Genomic DNA, 16,353 nt, shown 5'->3' on the forward strand with positions numbered 1-16,353 from the left:
TTTTTGTTCCGCTTAACTGCGTTGTGACGGGTGCCAGAAGGTCACCAATTTCTCGATCATGGCGACCAGACCGTAGAAGGCGGTCCCGGCCAGCGCCGCGACCACGATTTCCGCCCAGACCATGTCCAGCGACAATTGCCCGACACTGGTCGAGATCCGGAACCCCATGCCCAAAGTGGGCGAGCCGAAGAACTCTGCCACGATAGCGCCGATCAGGGCCAGCGTGGTGGAAATTTTCAACCCGTTGAAAATGAACGGCATGGCCGCGGGCAGGCGCAGCTTGAGAAAGCTTTGCCAATAGGTTGCGGCATAGGTCTCCATCAGGTCGCGCTGCATGGCGGTGGCCTCGCGCAGGCCGGCGACCGTGTTTACCAGCATCGGGAAAAAGACCATCACCACCACAACGGCCGCCTTCGAATGCCAGTCGAACCCGAACCACATCACCAGGATCGGCGCGGTGCCCACGATCGGCAGCGCGGCCACGAAATTGCCCACCGGCAGCAAGCCCAGGCGCAGGAAGTCCCACCGGTCCACGGCGATCGCCATCAGGAAGGCGGCGCCGCATCCGATGACATAGCCGCTGAGCGCGCCCTTGATGATGGTCTGCACGAAATCGGCCCACAAGATCGGCAGGCTGTCCCAGAACCGCTCCCAGATCACCGAAGGCGCGGGCAGGATGACCAGAGGCACCTCGAGCCCGCGCACCAGCAATTCCCACATCCCGATGACGGTCAGGCCGAAGATCAGCGGCGCAAGAATGCGCACCGCCCGCGTGTCGGCATAGGGTCCGCTGGCCAAGCGGGTGTTCAGCCACCAACCGGCGAGCCACAAAAGGATTGCAAAACCGACCATCATCATTGCGCCATCCCCATGCGTTTCAACACCGCCCGCTCGATCAGGCCCAACAGGCCCACCAGACAGGCCGCCAGAATGGCTGCGGCAAACAGCGCCGACCAGATCTGCACCGTCTGGCCGTAATAGCTGCCGGCCAGCAGACGCGCGCCCAGCCCCGCCACGGCGCCGGTCGGCAGTTCGCCGACGATGGCCCCCACCAGCGACGCGGCGATCCCGATCTTGAGCGAGGCGAACAGATAGGGCATCGAGGCCGGCAGGCGCAGTTTCCAGAACACCTGCCCCTTACTGGCGTTATAGGTGCGCAGCAGGTCCAACTGCATCGCGTCAGGGCTACGCAGGCCCTTGACCATGCCCACGACCACCGGGAAAAAGCTCAGATAGGCCGAGATCACCGCCTTGGGTATGATCCCCTGAATGCCGATCGAATACAGCACCACGATGATCATCGGCGCCAACGCGATGATGGGGATGGTCTGGCTGACGATGGCCCAGGGCATGACCGACAGGTCCATCACCCGGCTGTGCACGATCCCCACAGCCAGCAGGATGCCCAGCCCCGTGCCGATGGCAAAGCCCAGAATCGTCGCGCTGAGCGTCACCCAGCCGTGATAGACCAATGACCGTTTCGAGGTGATCTTCTTCTGAACCGTGGTTTCCCACAGCTCGATCGCGACCTGATGCGGCGCGGGCAGACGCGGCCGATCCTGCGCCCAGGTCGCCGGAATGGCAAAGCTGTTGCGCAGCGCCAGGCCGATTTCCCCCATGTCGCGGCGGTCTTTGGCCGAGGGCGGAACCACTTCGGCCCCGGCCCGTTCCTGTTCGGTCAGAACGCCTTTGATGTTCATCGGAATGCAGGCCGCGTACCAGATGACGACGATGGCCAGCAGAACGGTCAGAACGGCGACAAGCTGCTTCATGCGTGCCACTCCATCCGCACCACGGGGACGGTCTCGGGCGGCGTTGCGGCCTCGGTCCCGGTCTCGACAAAACCCTCGCGGCGATAGAACCGTTGCGCTGCAGCATTCGGTTGATGGGCCGTCAGCCACAGAAAGCTGCGTCCCTGTTTTGCCCGGTCCAGCAGGCGCTTGCCGATGCCCTGCCCGGTCCGCAGGCAATACAGCGCCCCGACCTTCTGCGCCTCAGGATCGACCGACATGTAGCAATCGACGGGTTCACCGACGACCCACATTTCACGGTCCGGGAAGGCCTGTGCGATCAGCGCCTCCAATTCCGGTTGGGGCAGTTCATCCGTCATCCACTCGGTCTGGCGGGCCCAAGAGGAGACCACCGCCGCGCAGGCCGGCACATCCCCCTCGGTCGCGCGTCTGATGTCACCCCTGCCCATCACACATCGTCCCCGTGCCCGGCGCGCAGCCCTTCGCGCACGCGGTGCGCGACCTCGATGAATTCGGGCGTGTCGCGGATGTCCAGCGGCCGCTCCTTGGGCAGAGGGCTGTCAATCACATCGGTGATCCGCCCGGGGCGCGGGCTCATGACCACGATCTTGGTGCTCAGATACACCGCCTCGGGGATCGAGTGGGTGACGAAGCCGATCGTCTTGCCGGTGCGCGCCCACAGCGCCAAAAGCTGTTCGTTCAGGTGATCGCGCACGATCTCGTCCAGCGCGCCGAAAGGCTCGTCCATCAACAGGATATCGGCGTCGAAGGCCAGCGCCCGGGCGATGCTGGCCCGTTGCTGCATCCCACCCGACAGCTGCCAGGGGAACTTGCCACCAAACCCTGCAAGATCAACAAGTTCCAGAACTCTCTTTACACGTTCTTCCTGCTCCTGCGCCGAGTATCCCATGATCTCGAGCGGCAGTTTGATGTTCTTGGCAATGGTCCGCCACGGGTACAGGCCCGCCGCCTGGAACACATAGCCATAGGCACGGTTCCGGCGGGCCTCGTCCGGGCTCATGCCGTTGACGGTCAGTGTGCCGCCCGTAGGCGTTTCCAGTGCAGCGACACAGCGCAGAAAGGTCGTCTTGCCGCAGCCCGAAGGGCCGATGAAACTGACGAATTCGCCCTTGTCGACGGCCAGGTTCACGTCCTTGAGGGCGTGCACGGGTCCGTCATTGGTTTGGAAGGTCAGGTCGAGGTTCTTTGCCTCGATCACGGGCCGGGTATTGCTTTCAGATGTCATCCTACTGCCTTGAAGTTTTGGCTTTTTTGCCCGGTCGGCAACCTTCGAGCATCACACCCCCGTCGCCGGGATGCCCGACCGCTCTATCGGGCGCGGGGCGGTCAGTTCTTTCCAGGTGCTCAGCGCCTTGTTCACGGTGGTGTTGGCCTCGCGCGCGACGAATTTGCCTTGGCCTTCCTGCGTTCGGATCTCGCCATCATGCACCGCCACCTGTCCACGGGTTAGGGTAAAGCGCGGCAAGCCCTTGACCTCGTGCCCCTCGAACACGTTGTAGTCGATCGCCGACTGCTGCGTCGCCGCGCTGATGGTCTTGGTCTTGTCCGGGTCCCACACCACCAGATCGGCATCTGCACCCACCAGTACGGCACCTTTTTTCGGATAGCAATTCAATATTTTGGCGATATTTGTTGAAGTCACGGCCACAAATTCGTTCGGCGTTAGCCGCCCGGTCGCCACGCCGTGGGTCCATAGCATCGGCATCCGATCCTCAAGGCCGCCCGTTCCGTTCGGGATCTTGGTGAAATCGCCCACGCCAAACCGCTTCTGCTCGGTTGTGAAGGCGCAGTGATCGGTGGCCACCACGCTCAGCGAGCCCGACTGCAACCCCGCCCACAGGCTGTCCTGGTGCTGTTTGTTGCGGAACGGCGGGCTCATCACCCGTCGCGCGGCGTGGTCCCAATCGGGATGCGCATATTCGCTGTCATCCAGCGTCAGGTGCTGGATCAGCGGCTCGCCCCAGACGCGCTTGCCCTGCATCCGGGCACGGCGGATGGCCTCATGCGCCTCTTCGCACGAGGTGTGCACCACATAGAGCGGCACCCCGGCCATGTCGGCGATCATGATGGCGCGGTTGGTGGCCTCGCCCTCAACCTGCGGCGGGCGCGAATAGGCATGGGCCTCGGGGCCGGTATTGCCTTCGGCCAGCAGCTTGGCCTGCAACTCGGCCACCACGTCGCCGTTCTCGGCATGGACCATCGCGATCCCGCCCAGCTCGGCCAGCCGCTTGAACGAGGCGAACAGCTCGTCGTCATTGACCATCAGGGCGCCTTTGTAGGCCATGAAATGCTTGAACGTGTTGATGCCGCGCTGTTCGATGACGGTCTTCATGTCATCGAACACCTGCTCGCCCCACCATGTCACGGCCATGTGGAAGGAATAGTCGCAATTGGCGCGGGTTGATTTGTTGTCCCAACGTTTGAGCGCATCCAGCAGGCTTTCGCCCGGGTTCGGCAGTGCGAAATCCACCACCATAGTCGTGCCGCCGGCCAGCGCCGCGCGGGTGCCGCTTTCGAAATCGTCGCTGGAATAGGTCCCCATGAACGGCATTTCCAGATGCGTGTGCGGGTCAATCCCGCCGGGCATGACGTAACAGCCGGTCGCGTCCAGTTGCTCGTCCCCCTTCAGATCCGGCCCGATCTCGGTGATCACGCCGCCTTCGATCTTGACGTCGGCCTTGTAAGTCAGATCCGCGGTGACGACGGTTCCGTTCTTGATGACTGTGGTCATGTTCAACTCCCTGCGAGCGCGTCTGTTGCGCCTCTCTTGGTTTTCCTGCGGGTTGGGGGCGCGCGGCCCCGGCTACTCCACGATCTCGGCGGTTTCGACGACCGCGTGGAACAGGACATCCGCCCCGGCGGTTGCCCATTCCTTGCTGATTTCCTCGGCCTCGTTGTGGCTCAGGCCATCCACGCAGGGGCACATCACCATGGCGGTCGGCGCCACGCGGTTGATCCAGCAGGCATCGTGCCCCGCGCCCGAGATGATGTTGGTGTGCGAATAGCCCAGCCGCTCGGCCGCGTTGCGTACGGCGGCGACGCAGGTCTCGTCGAATTTCACCGGGTCAAACCCGCCGACCTTCTCGAACTCGACCTGCAGGCCCATCTCATCCACGATGTCCTCGGCGGCGACACGCAGACGGTTCTCCATATCCTTGATGACGTCCAACTCGGGAGAGCGGAAATCGACCGTGAACACCACCTTGCCCGGGATCACGTTGCGCGAGTTCGGATAGACATCGATATGCCCGGCAGCCCCCACGGCATGAGGCGCGTGCGACCATGCGATCTCGTCCACCTTTTCGAGAATGCGCGCCATCGCCAGCCCGGCATTCTTGCGCATCGGCATCGGGGTTGATCCGGTATGCGCGTCCTTGCCGGTCACGGTCACCTGGGTCCAGCTGAGGCCCTGCCCATGGGTGACGACGCCGATATTCTTGCCTTCGGCCTCGAGGATCGGGCCCTGTTCGATATGCAGCTCAAAGAACGCATGCATCTTGCGGGCCCCGACCTCTTCGTCGCCGCGCCAGCCGATGCGCTGCAACTCGTCGCCGAATTTCTTGCCCTCGGCATCCTGGCGGCCATAGGCCCAGTCCTGCGTGTGCATCCCCGCGAACACGCCCGACGCCAGCATGGCAGGGGCGAAGCGCGTGCCCTCTTCGTTGGTCCAGTTGGTGGCCACGATCGGGTGTTTGGTCTTGATGCCCAGATCGTTCAGGGTGCGAATGATCTCAAGCGCACCCAGAACCCCCAGCACCCCGTCATACTTGCCGCCCGTCGGCTGCGTATCCAGGTGCGAGCCGACATAGACCGGCAGCGCATCGGGGTCGGTACCCGGGCGCATGGCGAACATGTTGCCCATCTGGTCAAGGCCCATGGTGCAGCCGGCCTCTTCGCACCATTTCTGGAACAGCGCGCGGCCCTCGGCATCTTCGTCGGTCAGGGTCTGGCGGTTGTTGCCGCCGGCAACGCCCGGGCCGATCTTGGCCATCTCCATCAGGCTGTCCCACAACCTGTCGCCATTGATCCTGAGATTCTGCGCCGGAGCTGCCATGTTCGTCTTCCCTGTTGCTTGCGATTTAGCTCGCTTTTGGTGTCTTGATTTGACCATCTGGTCAAACTCACGCTATCACGGGTTCAACATCAGTCAAGAAATTGCATCGCGCCGATGCAAAAATCGGCATATTCAACACCTGCTTGTTCGAAAAAGAGACGCCCTGAATACATGCCCAAAGACCGCGCCCCGACCCGAATTCAGAAAAAGAACCGCGCCGCGATTCTCGAGGCCGCGCTGAACGTGTTTTCGGCCCATGGCTTTCGCGGGGCGACCGTCGATCAGATCGCGGCCGAGGCCGGGCTGAGCAAGCCAAATCTTTTGTATTATTTCCCGTCAAAAGAGGCGATCCACACCGCGCTTCTGTCCGGCCTTCTGGAAACCTGGCTGGCGCCGCTGCACGACCTTGATGAAAACGGCGAGCCGATGGAGGAGATCCTCTCGTACATCAAGCGCAAGCTGCAGATGAGCCGCGAGTTGCCGCGCGAAAGCCGCCTGTTTGCGAACGAGCTGGTGCAGGGCGCGCCTCGCATCCATGACGCCCTGTCGAACGATCTGAAGGCGCTGGTCGATCAGAAGGCGGCCGTTCTGACGCATTGGATGGATCAGGGCAAAATCGCTCGCCTGCACCCGCATCACCTGATCTTTTCGATCTGGGCGCTGACCCAGCATTATGCGGATTTCGATGTTCAGGTGCGCGCGATCCTGGGCGACGAAGACCCGTTCGAAGGGGCCGCGCCTTTTATCGACACCCTGTACCGAAAACTGCTGACCCCATGAAAAAAGGGCCGCAGCGCGGCCCCTTTTGCGTGATCTGACGCCGATCACTCGGCGGCTTTGGCCATCGGGTTGTTCGGGTGGGTTGTCCAGTTGGCATAGTCCGGCTGAACCACCTTTCCGGTGCGCGGGTCGACTTCGCCCGCCGCCATCGGCACCATCGAGATGCAGCCCTCGACCGGGCAGACATCCACGCACAGGTTGCAGGCCACGCATTCCTCGTCGATCACCTCGAACACTCGGTCGGGCGACATGGAGATAGCTTGATGGCTGGTGTCCTCGCAGGCCGCGTAGCAGCGGCCGCACTTGATGCACTGATCCTGATCGATCTTGGCCTTGGTAACGTAGTTCAGGTTCAGATATTGCCAGTCGGTCACATTCGGGACGGCGCGCCCGACGATCTCCGATACGTTGGAGTATCCCTTCTCGTCCATCCACTGTGACAGTCCCGCCGTCAGTTCATCGATGATCTTGAACCCATAGGTCATCGCCGCCGTGCATACTTGGACCGTGCCGCAGCCCAACGCCATGAACTCGGCCGCGTCGCGCCATGTGGTCACCCCGCCGATGCCCGAGATCGGCAGGCCATGGGTCGCCTCGGCGCGGGCGATCTCGGAGACCATCGACAGGGCGATGGGCTTGACCGCAGGGCCGCAATAGCCGCCATGACTGCCCTTGCCGTCGATCGAGGGCTCGGGGCTGAACGTGTCCAGATTGACACTGGTGATCGAGTTTATCGTGTTGATCAGCGACACCGCATCGGCCCCGCCATTCTTGGCCGCAGCCGCCGGCTTGCGAATGTCGGTGATGTTGGGCGTCAGCTTCACGATCACCGGGCGGTCATAGTATTTCTTGCACCAGCGGGTGACCAATTCGATGTATTCGGGCACTTGCCCCACGGCCGAGCCCATACCGCGCTCGCTCATCCCGTGTGGGCAGCCGAAGTTCAGTTCGATCCCGTCGGCGCCGGTTTCAGCGACGCGCGGCAGGATGGCTTTCCAGGCCTCCTCCTCGCACGGCACCATGATCGAGGCGATCAGTGCGCGATCCGGGTAATCCGCCTTGACGCGGGCCATCTCCTCGAGGTTCACCTCGAGCGGCCGGTCGGTGATCAGTTCGATGTTGTTGAGGCCCAGCAGACGCCGGTCGGCCCCGTAGATCGCCCCGTACCGGGGGCCGTTCACGTTGACCACCGGCGGGCCTTCCGCGCCCAGCGTTTTCCACACGACGCCACCCCATCCGGCCTCGAAGGCACGGCGGACGTTGTATTCCTTGTCGGTCGGCGGCGCCGAGGCCAGCCAATAGGGGTTGGGGCTTTCGATGCCCAGAAAGTTCGTTTTCAAATCAGCCATTTATCCGGCCTCCCTGATGCGAAGATGCATCTTCGTCTTGTCACACAAATTCACGCGCCGACGCCTCGCTCAGGCGCTCAGGCTGGCGTGAATGTCCATAGCGGCATCGCGGCCCTCGGCTACGGCGGTCACGGTCAGATCCTCGCCACCCGCAGCACAGTCTCCGCCGGCCCAGACCCCCGGAACCGAGGTGCGTCCAGCCGCATCGACAGCGATCTTGTTGCCGTCGAGCACCAGCCCCTCGGGCGCGCCGTTCAGCGTCTGGCCGATGGCCTTCAACACCTGATCGGCGGCCAGACGGATGGTCTCGCCCGTGCCGGTCAGCTTGCCGTCCACGGTGGCAGTATACTCCAATTCGATCTCGGCCGCTGCCCCGTTGCCATGGATGGCGACGGGCTGGACATTACATAGGATGCGCACCCCCTTCGAGGCCGCCAGATCCTGTTCGTATTTACTGGCGCTCATCGCCGCGCGCCCGCGCCGATAGGCGATGGTCACGTTCTCGGCGCCCAGCAGTTTGCACTTGACCGCGGCATCGACCGCCGTCATCCCGCCGCCGATCACCACTACGTTCCGGCCCACCGGAACCTGAGCCAAATCAGCGGCCTGGCGGACCTCGGCGATGAAATCGACCGCGTCGCGCACGCCCGGCAGGTCTTCGCCCTGGGCCCGCAGCGCGTTCACACCGGCCAGACCGATCGACAGGAACACCGCATCATAGTCGTTGCGCAGACTGTCCAGAGTGACAGTCTGGCCCAGCGCCTCGCCGGTTCGGATGCTGATGCCGCCGATCTTCAGCAGCCAGTCCACCTCGGCCTGAGCAAAGTCATTGGTCGCCTTGTAGGCGGCGATCCCGTATTCGTTCAGCCCGCCCGGCTTGGGCTTTGCCTCAAAGATCACGACGTCGTGGCCCAGCATCGCCAGCCGATGCGCACAGGCCAGCCCCGCCGGCCCTGCCCCGATCACGGCAACGGTCTTGCCGGTGGGGGCCGCACGTGTGAACGGATGCACACCGGCCTGCATCAGCGTATCGGTCGCATACCGCTGCAAGCGCCCGATCTCGACCGGCTTGCCCTCGGCCGTTTCGCGCACGCAGGCTTCCTCGCACAGCGTTTCGGTCGGGCACACACGGGCGCACATGCCGCCCAGGATGTTCTGATCGAAGATCGTCTTTGCCGCTGATTCCGGTTGCCCGGCCTGAATCTGCCGAATGAACAGCGGAATATCGATATCGGTTGGACAGGCCGTCACGCACGGCGCGTCATAGCAGAAATAACACCGATCGGCGGCCACGGCAGCCTCGTGCGGCGCCAGAGGCGGATGCAGATCGGTGAAATTCGAGGTCAGCTCATCGCTGGAAAGCCGCCCGGCGACGATGCCGGGTGCCATCTGGCCCTGTGCCATCACTCTACTCCCTGTAGATATGTTTGTTATTGAGACCAGCTTGCCACAAACAAATTTTTTATCAATTGGTAAAATTTGCCAAATGGTCAAAAAAGCGAAAACCGGGCCGAATGACCCGGTTCTTTGGTGGCATTTGCCCGTTTTTCAGGCGAAACCGGCCTCAGACCATGACGGACAGGTGCCCTGACTTCATCCAGACGCGGGCGCCATCCGGACCTGCCCGCAATTCAGTGCGCGTTCCGGGCGGCAGACGCAGCCAGTCCCATCGCGCGAATTCCTCGCCTTGTTCGGTGAAGCCGCCGTCGATCACGAAGACCTCAGCCCCGCCGGGCGCGTCAATCGGCACGACCTGATCGGGCGGCCAACTGCGCACTTCAACCGTTTCGTGGTCGTCCTTGAACAGCGGCACTTGGTCCGCACCGTTGATCGAGCGGCGCACGGTGGTGCGGTCGTTTGGGTCGAATTGATGCAGTTTGACCAGGATCGTCGCGCCTTGGCTGGCCGATGGCGTATGCGACGAGGTCGGCGGGTTGCGGACATAGCTGCCCACCGGGAAATCTCCGGTCTCGTCCTGAAAAACGCCGTCCAGAACCAGGTATTCCTCGCCCCCGTCATGGGTGTGGGCGGCAAAAGCGCTGCCGGGCGCAAAGCGCACGATGGTGGTGGCGCGCGCCACCTCGTCGCCGATCCGGTCCAGCATCTTGCGCTCGACCCCGGCGGCGGGCGAGGCCACCCACTCGGTCTGGTCGAAGTGAACCGCCACCCGCTGGGTGAAATCCGCATTGATCCGCATGTCGCGCTCCTGTCTGATCTCCTCCATCAACATGGGCGTGCCGGGCCCGATTTCAAACACGCGGCGTCAACGGTTTTGACGCAGGTTCAGCGATGCTGTAGGTCGAAACCAACGGCAAGGGGCGGGCAAGCGCCCTGAACGGAAGGCGCAGATGCAGGCAGACCGGCAGAAATTCAACATCCTGATCATCGGGCAGAACAACCGCCTGCAATACGAAGCCGTCCTGTTCGCCGCCTCACTGCGCCACTCCGCGCCCGGATATTCGGGCCGCCTGTTCGTAGGCGTTCCGCAACCCGGCCCGCGCTGGAGCCAGGACCCAAGCATCCGCAACGAGGATGTTCTGAAGGCGCTGAAACAGCTCGATGCCGAGATCCTGCCCTTTTCGTCCGAGGTGTTCGGCGAAAGCTATCCCTACGGCAACAAGATCGAGGCGCTGGCCGCCCTGCCCGAGGGTGAGCCGTTCGTGTTCTTCGACACCGACACGCTGATTACAGGCGACCTGGCCGCCGTGCCGTTCGATTTCGACCGGCCCGGTGCGTCGCAGAAGGTCGAGGGCACCTGGCCCAAGCCGACCCTGTACGGGCCGGGGTTCGATGGCATCTGGCGGGCGCTCTATGACCGGTTCGGGCTGGATTTCCAAAGCTCGATCGACCCTACCCAACCGGCGGAATACTGGCGGCGGTATCTGTATTTCAATGCGGGCTATTTCTTCTACAAATGCCCCCGGCAATTCGGCACGCGGTTTCTGGACTATGCGCGCACCATCCGGGATGAAGAGATCCCCGCCCTGACCGGCCAGAACCTGGACCCGTGGCTGGACCAGGCGGCTCTGCCGCTGGTCATCCACGCGCTTGGCGGCGGGCGCGATGTTCTGCCCGCGGACCTGCTGGATGGCTCGGTCAGCTGCCACTATCGCCTGTTCCCGCTGCTTTACGCACGCGAAAGCGACCGGGTGGTCGAGGTGCTGGAAACTGTTGCCGCGCCCAATAAGGTCAAGAAGGTGCTCAAGAACTACGATCCGCTGAAACGGCTGGTGTATCAGGGCAAGGGCGCCAAGATCCGCGCCATGTTCGACCGGGACAACCTGCCCCAGCGCGAGCAGGCCATCCGCAAGGTCATCAAGAACAAGGGGCTGTGGCTGCGCTGACGCGGACATTGTGCCGGGCCCGGCAATCGCCTAGAGATTCTGCAACGCATATACCCAACAGGAGAGTGACGTATGTCCGACGGCCCCACCTATGGTTTTGATACGCTGCAAATTCACGCAGGCGCCCGCCCCGATCCGGCGACTGGCGCGCGCCAGACCCCGATCTATCAGACCACGGCCTATGTGTTCCGCGATGCCGATCACGCGGCCGCTTTGTTCAACCTGCAAGAGGTCGGCTATATCTACTCGCGCCTGACCAACCCCACGGTGGCAGTTCTGCAAGAGCGGGTGGCGACGCTGGAAGGTGGCGTTGGCGCAGTGTGCTGTTCTTCGGGTCACGCGGCGCAGATCATGGCGCTGTTCCCGCTGATGGGGCCGGGTTGCAACGTGGTCGCCTCGACCCGGCTGTATGGTGGAACGGTCACGCAGTTCAGCCAGACCATCAAGCGCTTTGGCTGGTCGGCCAAGTTCGTTGATACCGATGATCTGGATGCTGTGAAGGCCGCCATCGATGACAACACCCGCGCGGTGTTCTGCGAATCCATCGCAAACCCGGGCGGCTATGTCACCGACATCCGTGCGCTGGCCGATGTGGCCGACGCCGCCGGCATTCCGCTGATCGTCGACAACACCTCGGCCACGCCCTATCTGTGCCGCCCGATCGAGCATGGCGCCACGCTGGTCGTGCATTCGACCACCAAGTACCTGACCGGCAATGGCACGGTCACCGGCGGCTGCATCGTGGATTCGGGCAAGTTCGACTGGTCCGCCAGCGACAAGTTTCCCTCGCTCAGCGCGCCGGAGCCCGCCTATCACGGCCTCAAATTCCACGAAACTTTCGGCCCACTGGCCTTCACCTTCCACGGTATAGCCGTGGGCCTGCGCGACCTAGGCATGACGATGAACCCGCAGGCTGCGCATTACACGCTGATGGGGATCGAGACGCTGAGCCTGCGTATGCAGCGCCATGTCGAAAACGCCGAGAAGATCGCCGCTTGGCTCGAGAAAGACGACCGCGTGGACTATGTGACCTATGCGGGCTTGCCCTCGTCACCCTATCACGACCGGGTCAAGAAATATTATCCCAAGGGCGCCGGGGCCCTGTTCACCTTTGCGGTCAAGGGTGGCTATGACGCCTGCGTCAAGCTGGTGAACGCGCTCGAGATCTTCAGCCACGTCGCCAACTTGGGCGATGCGCGGTCGCTGATCATCCATTCGGCCTCGACCACGCACCGGCAGCTGACCCCCGAACAGCAAGAGGCCGCCGGTGCCGGGCCGAACGTGGTGCGGGTGTCGATCGGGATCGAGGATGCCGATGACCTGATCGCCGATCTCGATCAGGCACTATCCAAGGCTTGCGCCTAGTCCGAAATGCCGGGGCACCGGATCAACGCATTGGGCCAGCCCGTGGGCCTGCCGGTTGCGGGGGAGTTCCCCCGCCCGGCCCCACCGAGCGCGCCCATGCAGGGGCGGTTTTGCCGCGTGGTGCCCTTTGATGCGAATGCGCATGCGCCCGGCCTGTTCCGGGCGTTTGCCGCCGATACCGACGGACGCAACTGGACCTACCTGCCCTACGGCCCGTTCGACTCGCAAGCGGGGTTCGCCGCCTGGCTGGCGCAGACCTGCACGGGGGACGATCCGCTGTTCGACACGGTTCTGGACCAAGGCGGACAGCCCGTCGGGATGGCATCCTACCTGCGTATCGACCGCAATGCCGGCGCAATCGAGGTGGGGCACATCCATTTCTCGCCGCTGATGCAGCGCACGCCGGTCGCAACCGAAACGATGTTCCTGATGATGCGCCGCGTCTTCGATGAACTGGGCTATCGCAGGTACGAATGGAAATGCGATGCGCTGAATGCCCCGTCGCGCCGGGCCGCCGAACGGCTGGGTTTTGTCTTCGAAGGCGAATTTCGGCAGGCCACCCATTACAAGGGGCGCAACCGCGACACGGCGTGGTTTTCGATCATCGATACGGACTGGCCACGCATCCGGCAGGCGTTCGAAACCTGGTTGTCACCTGAGAATTTCGATGCCTCGGGCCAACAGCGGAAACCACTGATGGCCCGCAGCGAAAGCTGACGTCAGTCGGAAATGTCGAACTCCATCGACACGGTGACCGAAACCGAAACCTCGCCACCGGCGACCGGGACCCCGCCCGAATCGGCCATGGCCATCTCGCGCATCTGCATCACCGGCCGCAGGCCGCCGCTCTGCTCGTCGATCGAGTGAACCGGCCCCAGGGTAACGCCGCCGGCCTGCGCCAGTTGCCGGGCTTTCTCGATGGCGTCAGCCACGGCCTTGGCCCGCGCTTCGGCCTCCAGCGGCTCGGGCTCCTGCAGGCCAAAGCTCAGGCCGCCGAAATCATTTGCACCATCTTCCATGACCCCATCCAGAATCGCGCCCAACGCGCCCAAGTCGCGCACCCGCACAACCACCCGGTTCGAGGCCACGAAGCCGGTGATCCGTGGGGTGCCGTCGCCCGAATAGCCCCGCCCGCTCCAGACCGGCGAAACCGACAGGTCGCGCGTCTGCACGTCACGCGGCGCGATGCCCATGTCGTCCAGCCGGGCCAGAACCTTCGTGACGGCGGCGGAGGTCGCGCGCATTGCGGCCGAGGCCGCCCTGTCTTCGTTCGTGACCCCCAGCATGATGGTGGCCATGTCGGGCGCGGCCTCGGCCGTTCCGGTCGCGGACACACGGATGCGACGTTCTTCCGCATGGGCGGCGCCGGCCGCGGTCGCCGCCAGCATTGCCGCCAAAAAAGCAAATGTCTTCAAGGTGATCCCTCCGGTTTCCTGTCTCGGACAATGGGCCGGCAGACCCTTGCCGAGCAAGGGGAGAATCCGGCTTTGCCTTTCCCTCGGCGGGTTCCTGCTTTAACCTCGTTGGGCGAACGCATGGGCGTTTGCTTTGGTTCTGGCAATTACGGCATCTTCGGATCATGATACCCGCCTTCGCGTTGTCCCTTTCGGAAAACGGCATCACGCTTCTGCACCAGTCCGATGGCGAATGGTTCGAGATCGGATCCGTTACGCTGGACGATCCGGATTTTTCCGAGAACCTGACCGAACTGCGCAAACAGGCCTTTGCGCTGGCCAACGACCTAAGCTGCATCGTCGTGATCCCGGCCGAGCATGTCCGCTATCTTGGGATTCCAGCCGATGACGCCGGTTTGGGCGATCCGACCGCGCGGATCGAGGCCGAACTGGCCGCGGCGACGCCCTATGCGGCGAACGAGCTGCTCCATGATTCTCAGCGTCGGGACGGTGTTCTGCAAGTGGCCGCAATCGCCCGCGAAACTCTGGACGAGGCGCGAAGATTTACCGTTCAATACGGGTTCGTGCCCCTGTGTTTTGCGGCCCCTCCGCAGGGTGAGTCCTGGCCCGGATCCTTCGAGTTTCGTTTCGACGGAGCACCTGGCAATACGACGGCGGCAACCGCGCCGATTGCAACCGACCTGCCCGCGCGCCCAGAGGGCACTGAACCGACCGAGCCGGCACCGGCACCCTCGCCCGAAGTGACCGCCGCAGAGCCCTCGGTCGCAGTCCACCCCGTTGCTGAACCGCACGGCGCGGCGACGTTTCGCCCGCAGAACACCTTGGACGGACACTCGGCACGCACCTTGTGGAACGACCGTCGCCTGCGCCGTGCGGTGCCGGTGGCCGTCGTTGCAGTACTGGCCGGTGTGGCATTTGGCATTCTGAACCGCTCGGATGACACCCCTGCCCCGAGCCCTGCCCCCCCCGCGCCTGTGGTTGCCGAGGCCCCCGTACTGGACCAACCCGAAGATCAGGTTCCTCGGACCACTGCGCCCGTGACCACGCCTGAGGAGCCGGCTCCGCCTTCCCTCGAGCAGGCGGCGACCACGGGACCCGAACGCGCGCCCGTTGAATTGCCGCCTGTTCCTTCCGAAACCGACCCCGAGGCCCTGGCCGATCTGGTCTCGGCGCCGGTTGAAACCCCGGACGCACCCACACCCGGGCCGGACCCGATCGACGCCGCCGTTCTGGATGCGCTGACGGTCGCGCCATCGCCGGTCGAACAGGTCCAGCGCGACCCCGAAAGTCAGGAGGTGTTCCAAGAGGTCACCGGCCTGACCATCGTTGCGCCAGAGGCCCCGCCGACACCGCCACTGGAGGACCCGGACGAACTCTATCTTGCATCCATCGACTCGACCGACCTGTCACAGGATGCGATTGCACTGCCCGATGTCCTGAGTTTTGCATCCGACGCACCGGTCGATCAGGTCAGCGCTCCCGCGGCGCCGGGCACGCGGTTCGCGCTGGACGCGCGCGGGTTGGTGACGCCGACCCCCGAGGGGACGCTGAACCAGGACGGCGTCATGGTGTATATGGGACGGCCAGCGCGTGTGCCGCCGGCGGTGCCCGTTCGATTCGAAACCGACCCGACGGTCACCCAGGCCGACGAACGGCTGGCCGGCCTTCGCCCCAAGACGCGCCCGGCCGATCTGATCGACAGGTTCGAGCGGGAACAGCTTGGGGGGCGGTCATTGACCGAACTGGCCGGCATACGCCCGAAAGCCCGCCCCAAGTCCGTCCAAGACAGGGCGCAGACAGATCAAACCCCCACCGCACAGGCGGTGGTCCGGGTCCCGCGCCCACGGGTGCGCCCATCGACGGTTGCCGCACTGGCCGCCCAACGGCAAAAGACCAGCGGCGCCACGCTGGGCTCGGTCGCTGCGGTGGAGGAATCGGATGACGACGCGGGGTCGTTCCAGCCAAAATCCGTGGCGCCAAAGATCCCCAGCACCGCATCGGTTGCCCGGCAGGCGACGATGGACAACGCGATCAACCTCAGACGACTGAACCTGATCGGGGTCTATGGCACCCCGGCCAACCGCCGCGCCCTGGTCCGGCTGCCCAGCGGCCGGTACAAGAAGCTGAAGATCGGCGACCGGATCGACGGCGGCAAGGTCGTTGCGATCGGTGACAGCGAGCTTCGTTATCAGAAGCAGGGGCGCAACCTGACCCTGACAATGCCCAAGGGATGAGACACCGAGAAGTCCGGAACCCTCAGCGGGTTCCGAAAGG

15 protein-coding genes are annotated in these 16,353 nt (G+C 63.8%); 5 read left to right on the plus strand and 10 right to left on the minus strand.

Annotated elements, in window-relative coordinates:
* Positions 1–12: 12 nt before the first annotated feature.
* From AC2FMD_RS11685 to AC2FMD_RS11710, 6 genes are all read right to left on the minus strand, one after another.
* Positions 13–858 (minus strand): ABC transporter permease, encoded by an 846-nt coding sequence (locus AC2FMD_RS11685; RefSeq protein WP_496679668.1) that lies wholly within the window; start codon positions 856–858, stop codon positions 13–15.
* Positions 855–1,772, minus strand: a complete 918-nt coding sequence (locus AC2FMD_RS11690) for an ABC transporter permease (protein ID WP_496679666.1) — start codon at positions 1,770–1,772, stop codon at positions 855–857. The genes AC2FMD_RS11685 and AC2FMD_RS11690 overlap by 4 nt, the downstream gene beginning before the upstream one ends.
* Entirely contained in the window at positions 1,769–2,200 is a 432-nt protein-coding gene (locus AC2FMD_RS11695) for a GNAT family N-acetyltransferase (RefSeq protein ID WP_170357551.1), read from the minus strand. Before AC2FMD_RS11695 ends, AC2FMD_RS11690 begins: the two co-directional genes overlap by 4 nt.
* The gene (locus AC2FMD_RS11700) at positions 2,200–2,997 is read right to left on the minus strand and encodes an ABC transporter ATP-binding protein (RefSeq protein ID WP_496741862.1); all 798 of its coding nucleotides are present in this window, start codon (positions 2,995–2,997) and stop codon (positions 2,200–2,202) included. The genes AC2FMD_RS11695 and AC2FMD_RS11700 overlap by 1 nt, the downstream gene beginning before the upstream one ends.
* 51 nt (positions 2,998–3,048) lie before the next feature.
* On the minus strand, positions 3,049–4,503 hold the full coding sequence (gene hydA, locus AC2FMD_RS11705) for a dihydropyrimidinase (protein WP_496679661.1): 1,455 nt from the start codon (positions 4,501–4,503) through the stop codon (positions 3,049–3,051).
* Between the two features lie 72 nt (positions 4,504–4,575).
* Complete coding sequence (locus AC2FMD_RS11710; RefSeq protein ID WP_496795031.1) at positions 4,576–5,826, minus strand: Zn-dependent hydrolase; 1,251 nt, start codon at positions 5,824–5,826, stop codon at positions 4,576–4,578.
* A 171-nt stretch (positions 5,827–5,997) separates the two neighbouring features.
* Here AC2FMD_RS11710 and AC2FMD_RS11715 point away from each other — a divergent pair, with 171 nt between their 5' ends.
* On the plus strand, positions 5,998–6,606 hold the full coding sequence (locus tag AC2FMD_RS11715; RefSeq protein ID WP_496795032.1) for a TetR family transcriptional regulator C-terminal domain-containing protein: 609 nt from the start codon (positions 5,998–6,000) through the stop codon (positions 6,604–6,606).
* 44 nt (positions 6,607–6,650) lie between these two features.
* On the opposite strand, the gene preA is transcribed toward AC2FMD_RS11715, so the two are convergent.
* The 3 genes from preA to AC2FMD_RS11730 all read right to left on the minus strand — a co-directional run bounded on the left by preA (position 6,651) and on the right by AC2FMD_RS11730 (position 10,152).
* Positions 6,651–7,955: an NAD-dependent dihydropyrimidine dehydrogenase subunit PreA gene (gene preA, locus AC2FMD_RS11720; protein WP_496795033.1), complete on the minus strand. Its 1,305-nt coding sequence runs from the start codon at positions 7,953–7,955 to the stop codon at positions 6,651–6,653.
* 69 nt (positions 7,956–8,024) lie between these two features.
* Positions 8,025–9,359: an NAD(P)-dependent oxidoreductase gene (locus AC2FMD_RS11725; RefSeq protein ID WP_496795034.1), complete on the minus strand. Its 1,335-nt coding sequence runs from the start codon at positions 9,357–9,359 to the stop codon at positions 8,025–8,027.
* Between the two features lie 160 nt (positions 9,360–9,519).
* On the minus strand, positions 9,520–10,152 hold the full coding sequence (locus tag AC2FMD_RS11730; RefSeq protein ID WP_480634008.1) for a cupin domain-containing protein: 633 nt from the start codon (positions 10,150–10,152) through the stop codon (positions 9,520–9,522).
* A gap of 151 nt (positions 10,153–10,303) precedes the next feature.
* Between AC2FMD_RS11730 and AC2FMD_RS11735 the strand changes: the two genes are divergently transcribed.
* The 3 genes from AC2FMD_RS11735 to AC2FMD_RS11745 all read left to right on the plus strand — a co-directional run bounded on the left by AC2FMD_RS11735 (position 10,304) and on the right by AC2FMD_RS11745 (position 13,381).
* The gene (locus tag AC2FMD_RS11735) at positions 10,304–11,299 is read left to right on the plus strand and encodes a GT-B fold glycosyltransferase domain-containing protein (protein ID WP_496710884.1); all 996 of its coding nucleotides are present in this window, start codon (positions 10,304–10,306) and stop codon (positions 11,297–11,299) included.
* A gap of 72 nt (positions 11,300–11,371) precedes the next feature.
* Entirely contained in the window at positions 11,372–12,664 is a 1,293-nt protein-coding gene (locus AC2FMD_RS11740; protein WP_496679651.1) for an O-acetylhomoserine aminocarboxypropyltransferase/cysteine synthase family protein, read from the plus strand.
* A 6-nt stretch (positions 12,665–12,670) separates the two neighbouring features.
* On the plus strand, positions 12,671–13,381 hold the full coding sequence (locus tag AC2FMD_RS11745; RefSeq protein ID WP_496795035.1) for a GNAT family N-acetyltransferase: 711 nt from the start codon (positions 12,671–12,673) through the stop codon (positions 13,379–13,381).
* A gap of 2 nt (positions 13,382–13,383) precedes the next feature.
* Here AC2FMD_RS11745 and AC2FMD_RS11750 read toward each other — a convergent pair whose 3' ends face one another.
* Complete coding sequence (locus AC2FMD_RS11750) at positions 13,384–14,079, minus strand: SIMPL domain-containing protein (protein ID WP_496795036.1); 696 nt, start codon at positions 14,077–14,079, stop codon at positions 13,384–13,386.
* A 164-nt stretch (positions 14,080–14,243) separates the two neighbouring features.
* On the opposite strand from AC2FMD_RS11750, the gene AC2FMD_RS11755 reads away from it, so the two are divergent.
* On the plus strand, positions 14,244–16,313 hold the full coding sequence (locus AC2FMD_RS11755; protein ID WP_496795037.1) for a hypothetical protein: 2,070 nt from the start codon (positions 14,244–14,246) through the stop codon (positions 16,311–16,313).
* Positions 16,314–16,353: the final 40 nt, after the last annotated feature.

It is taken from the genome of Ruegeria sp. BHSC276 (assembly GCF_059612945.1).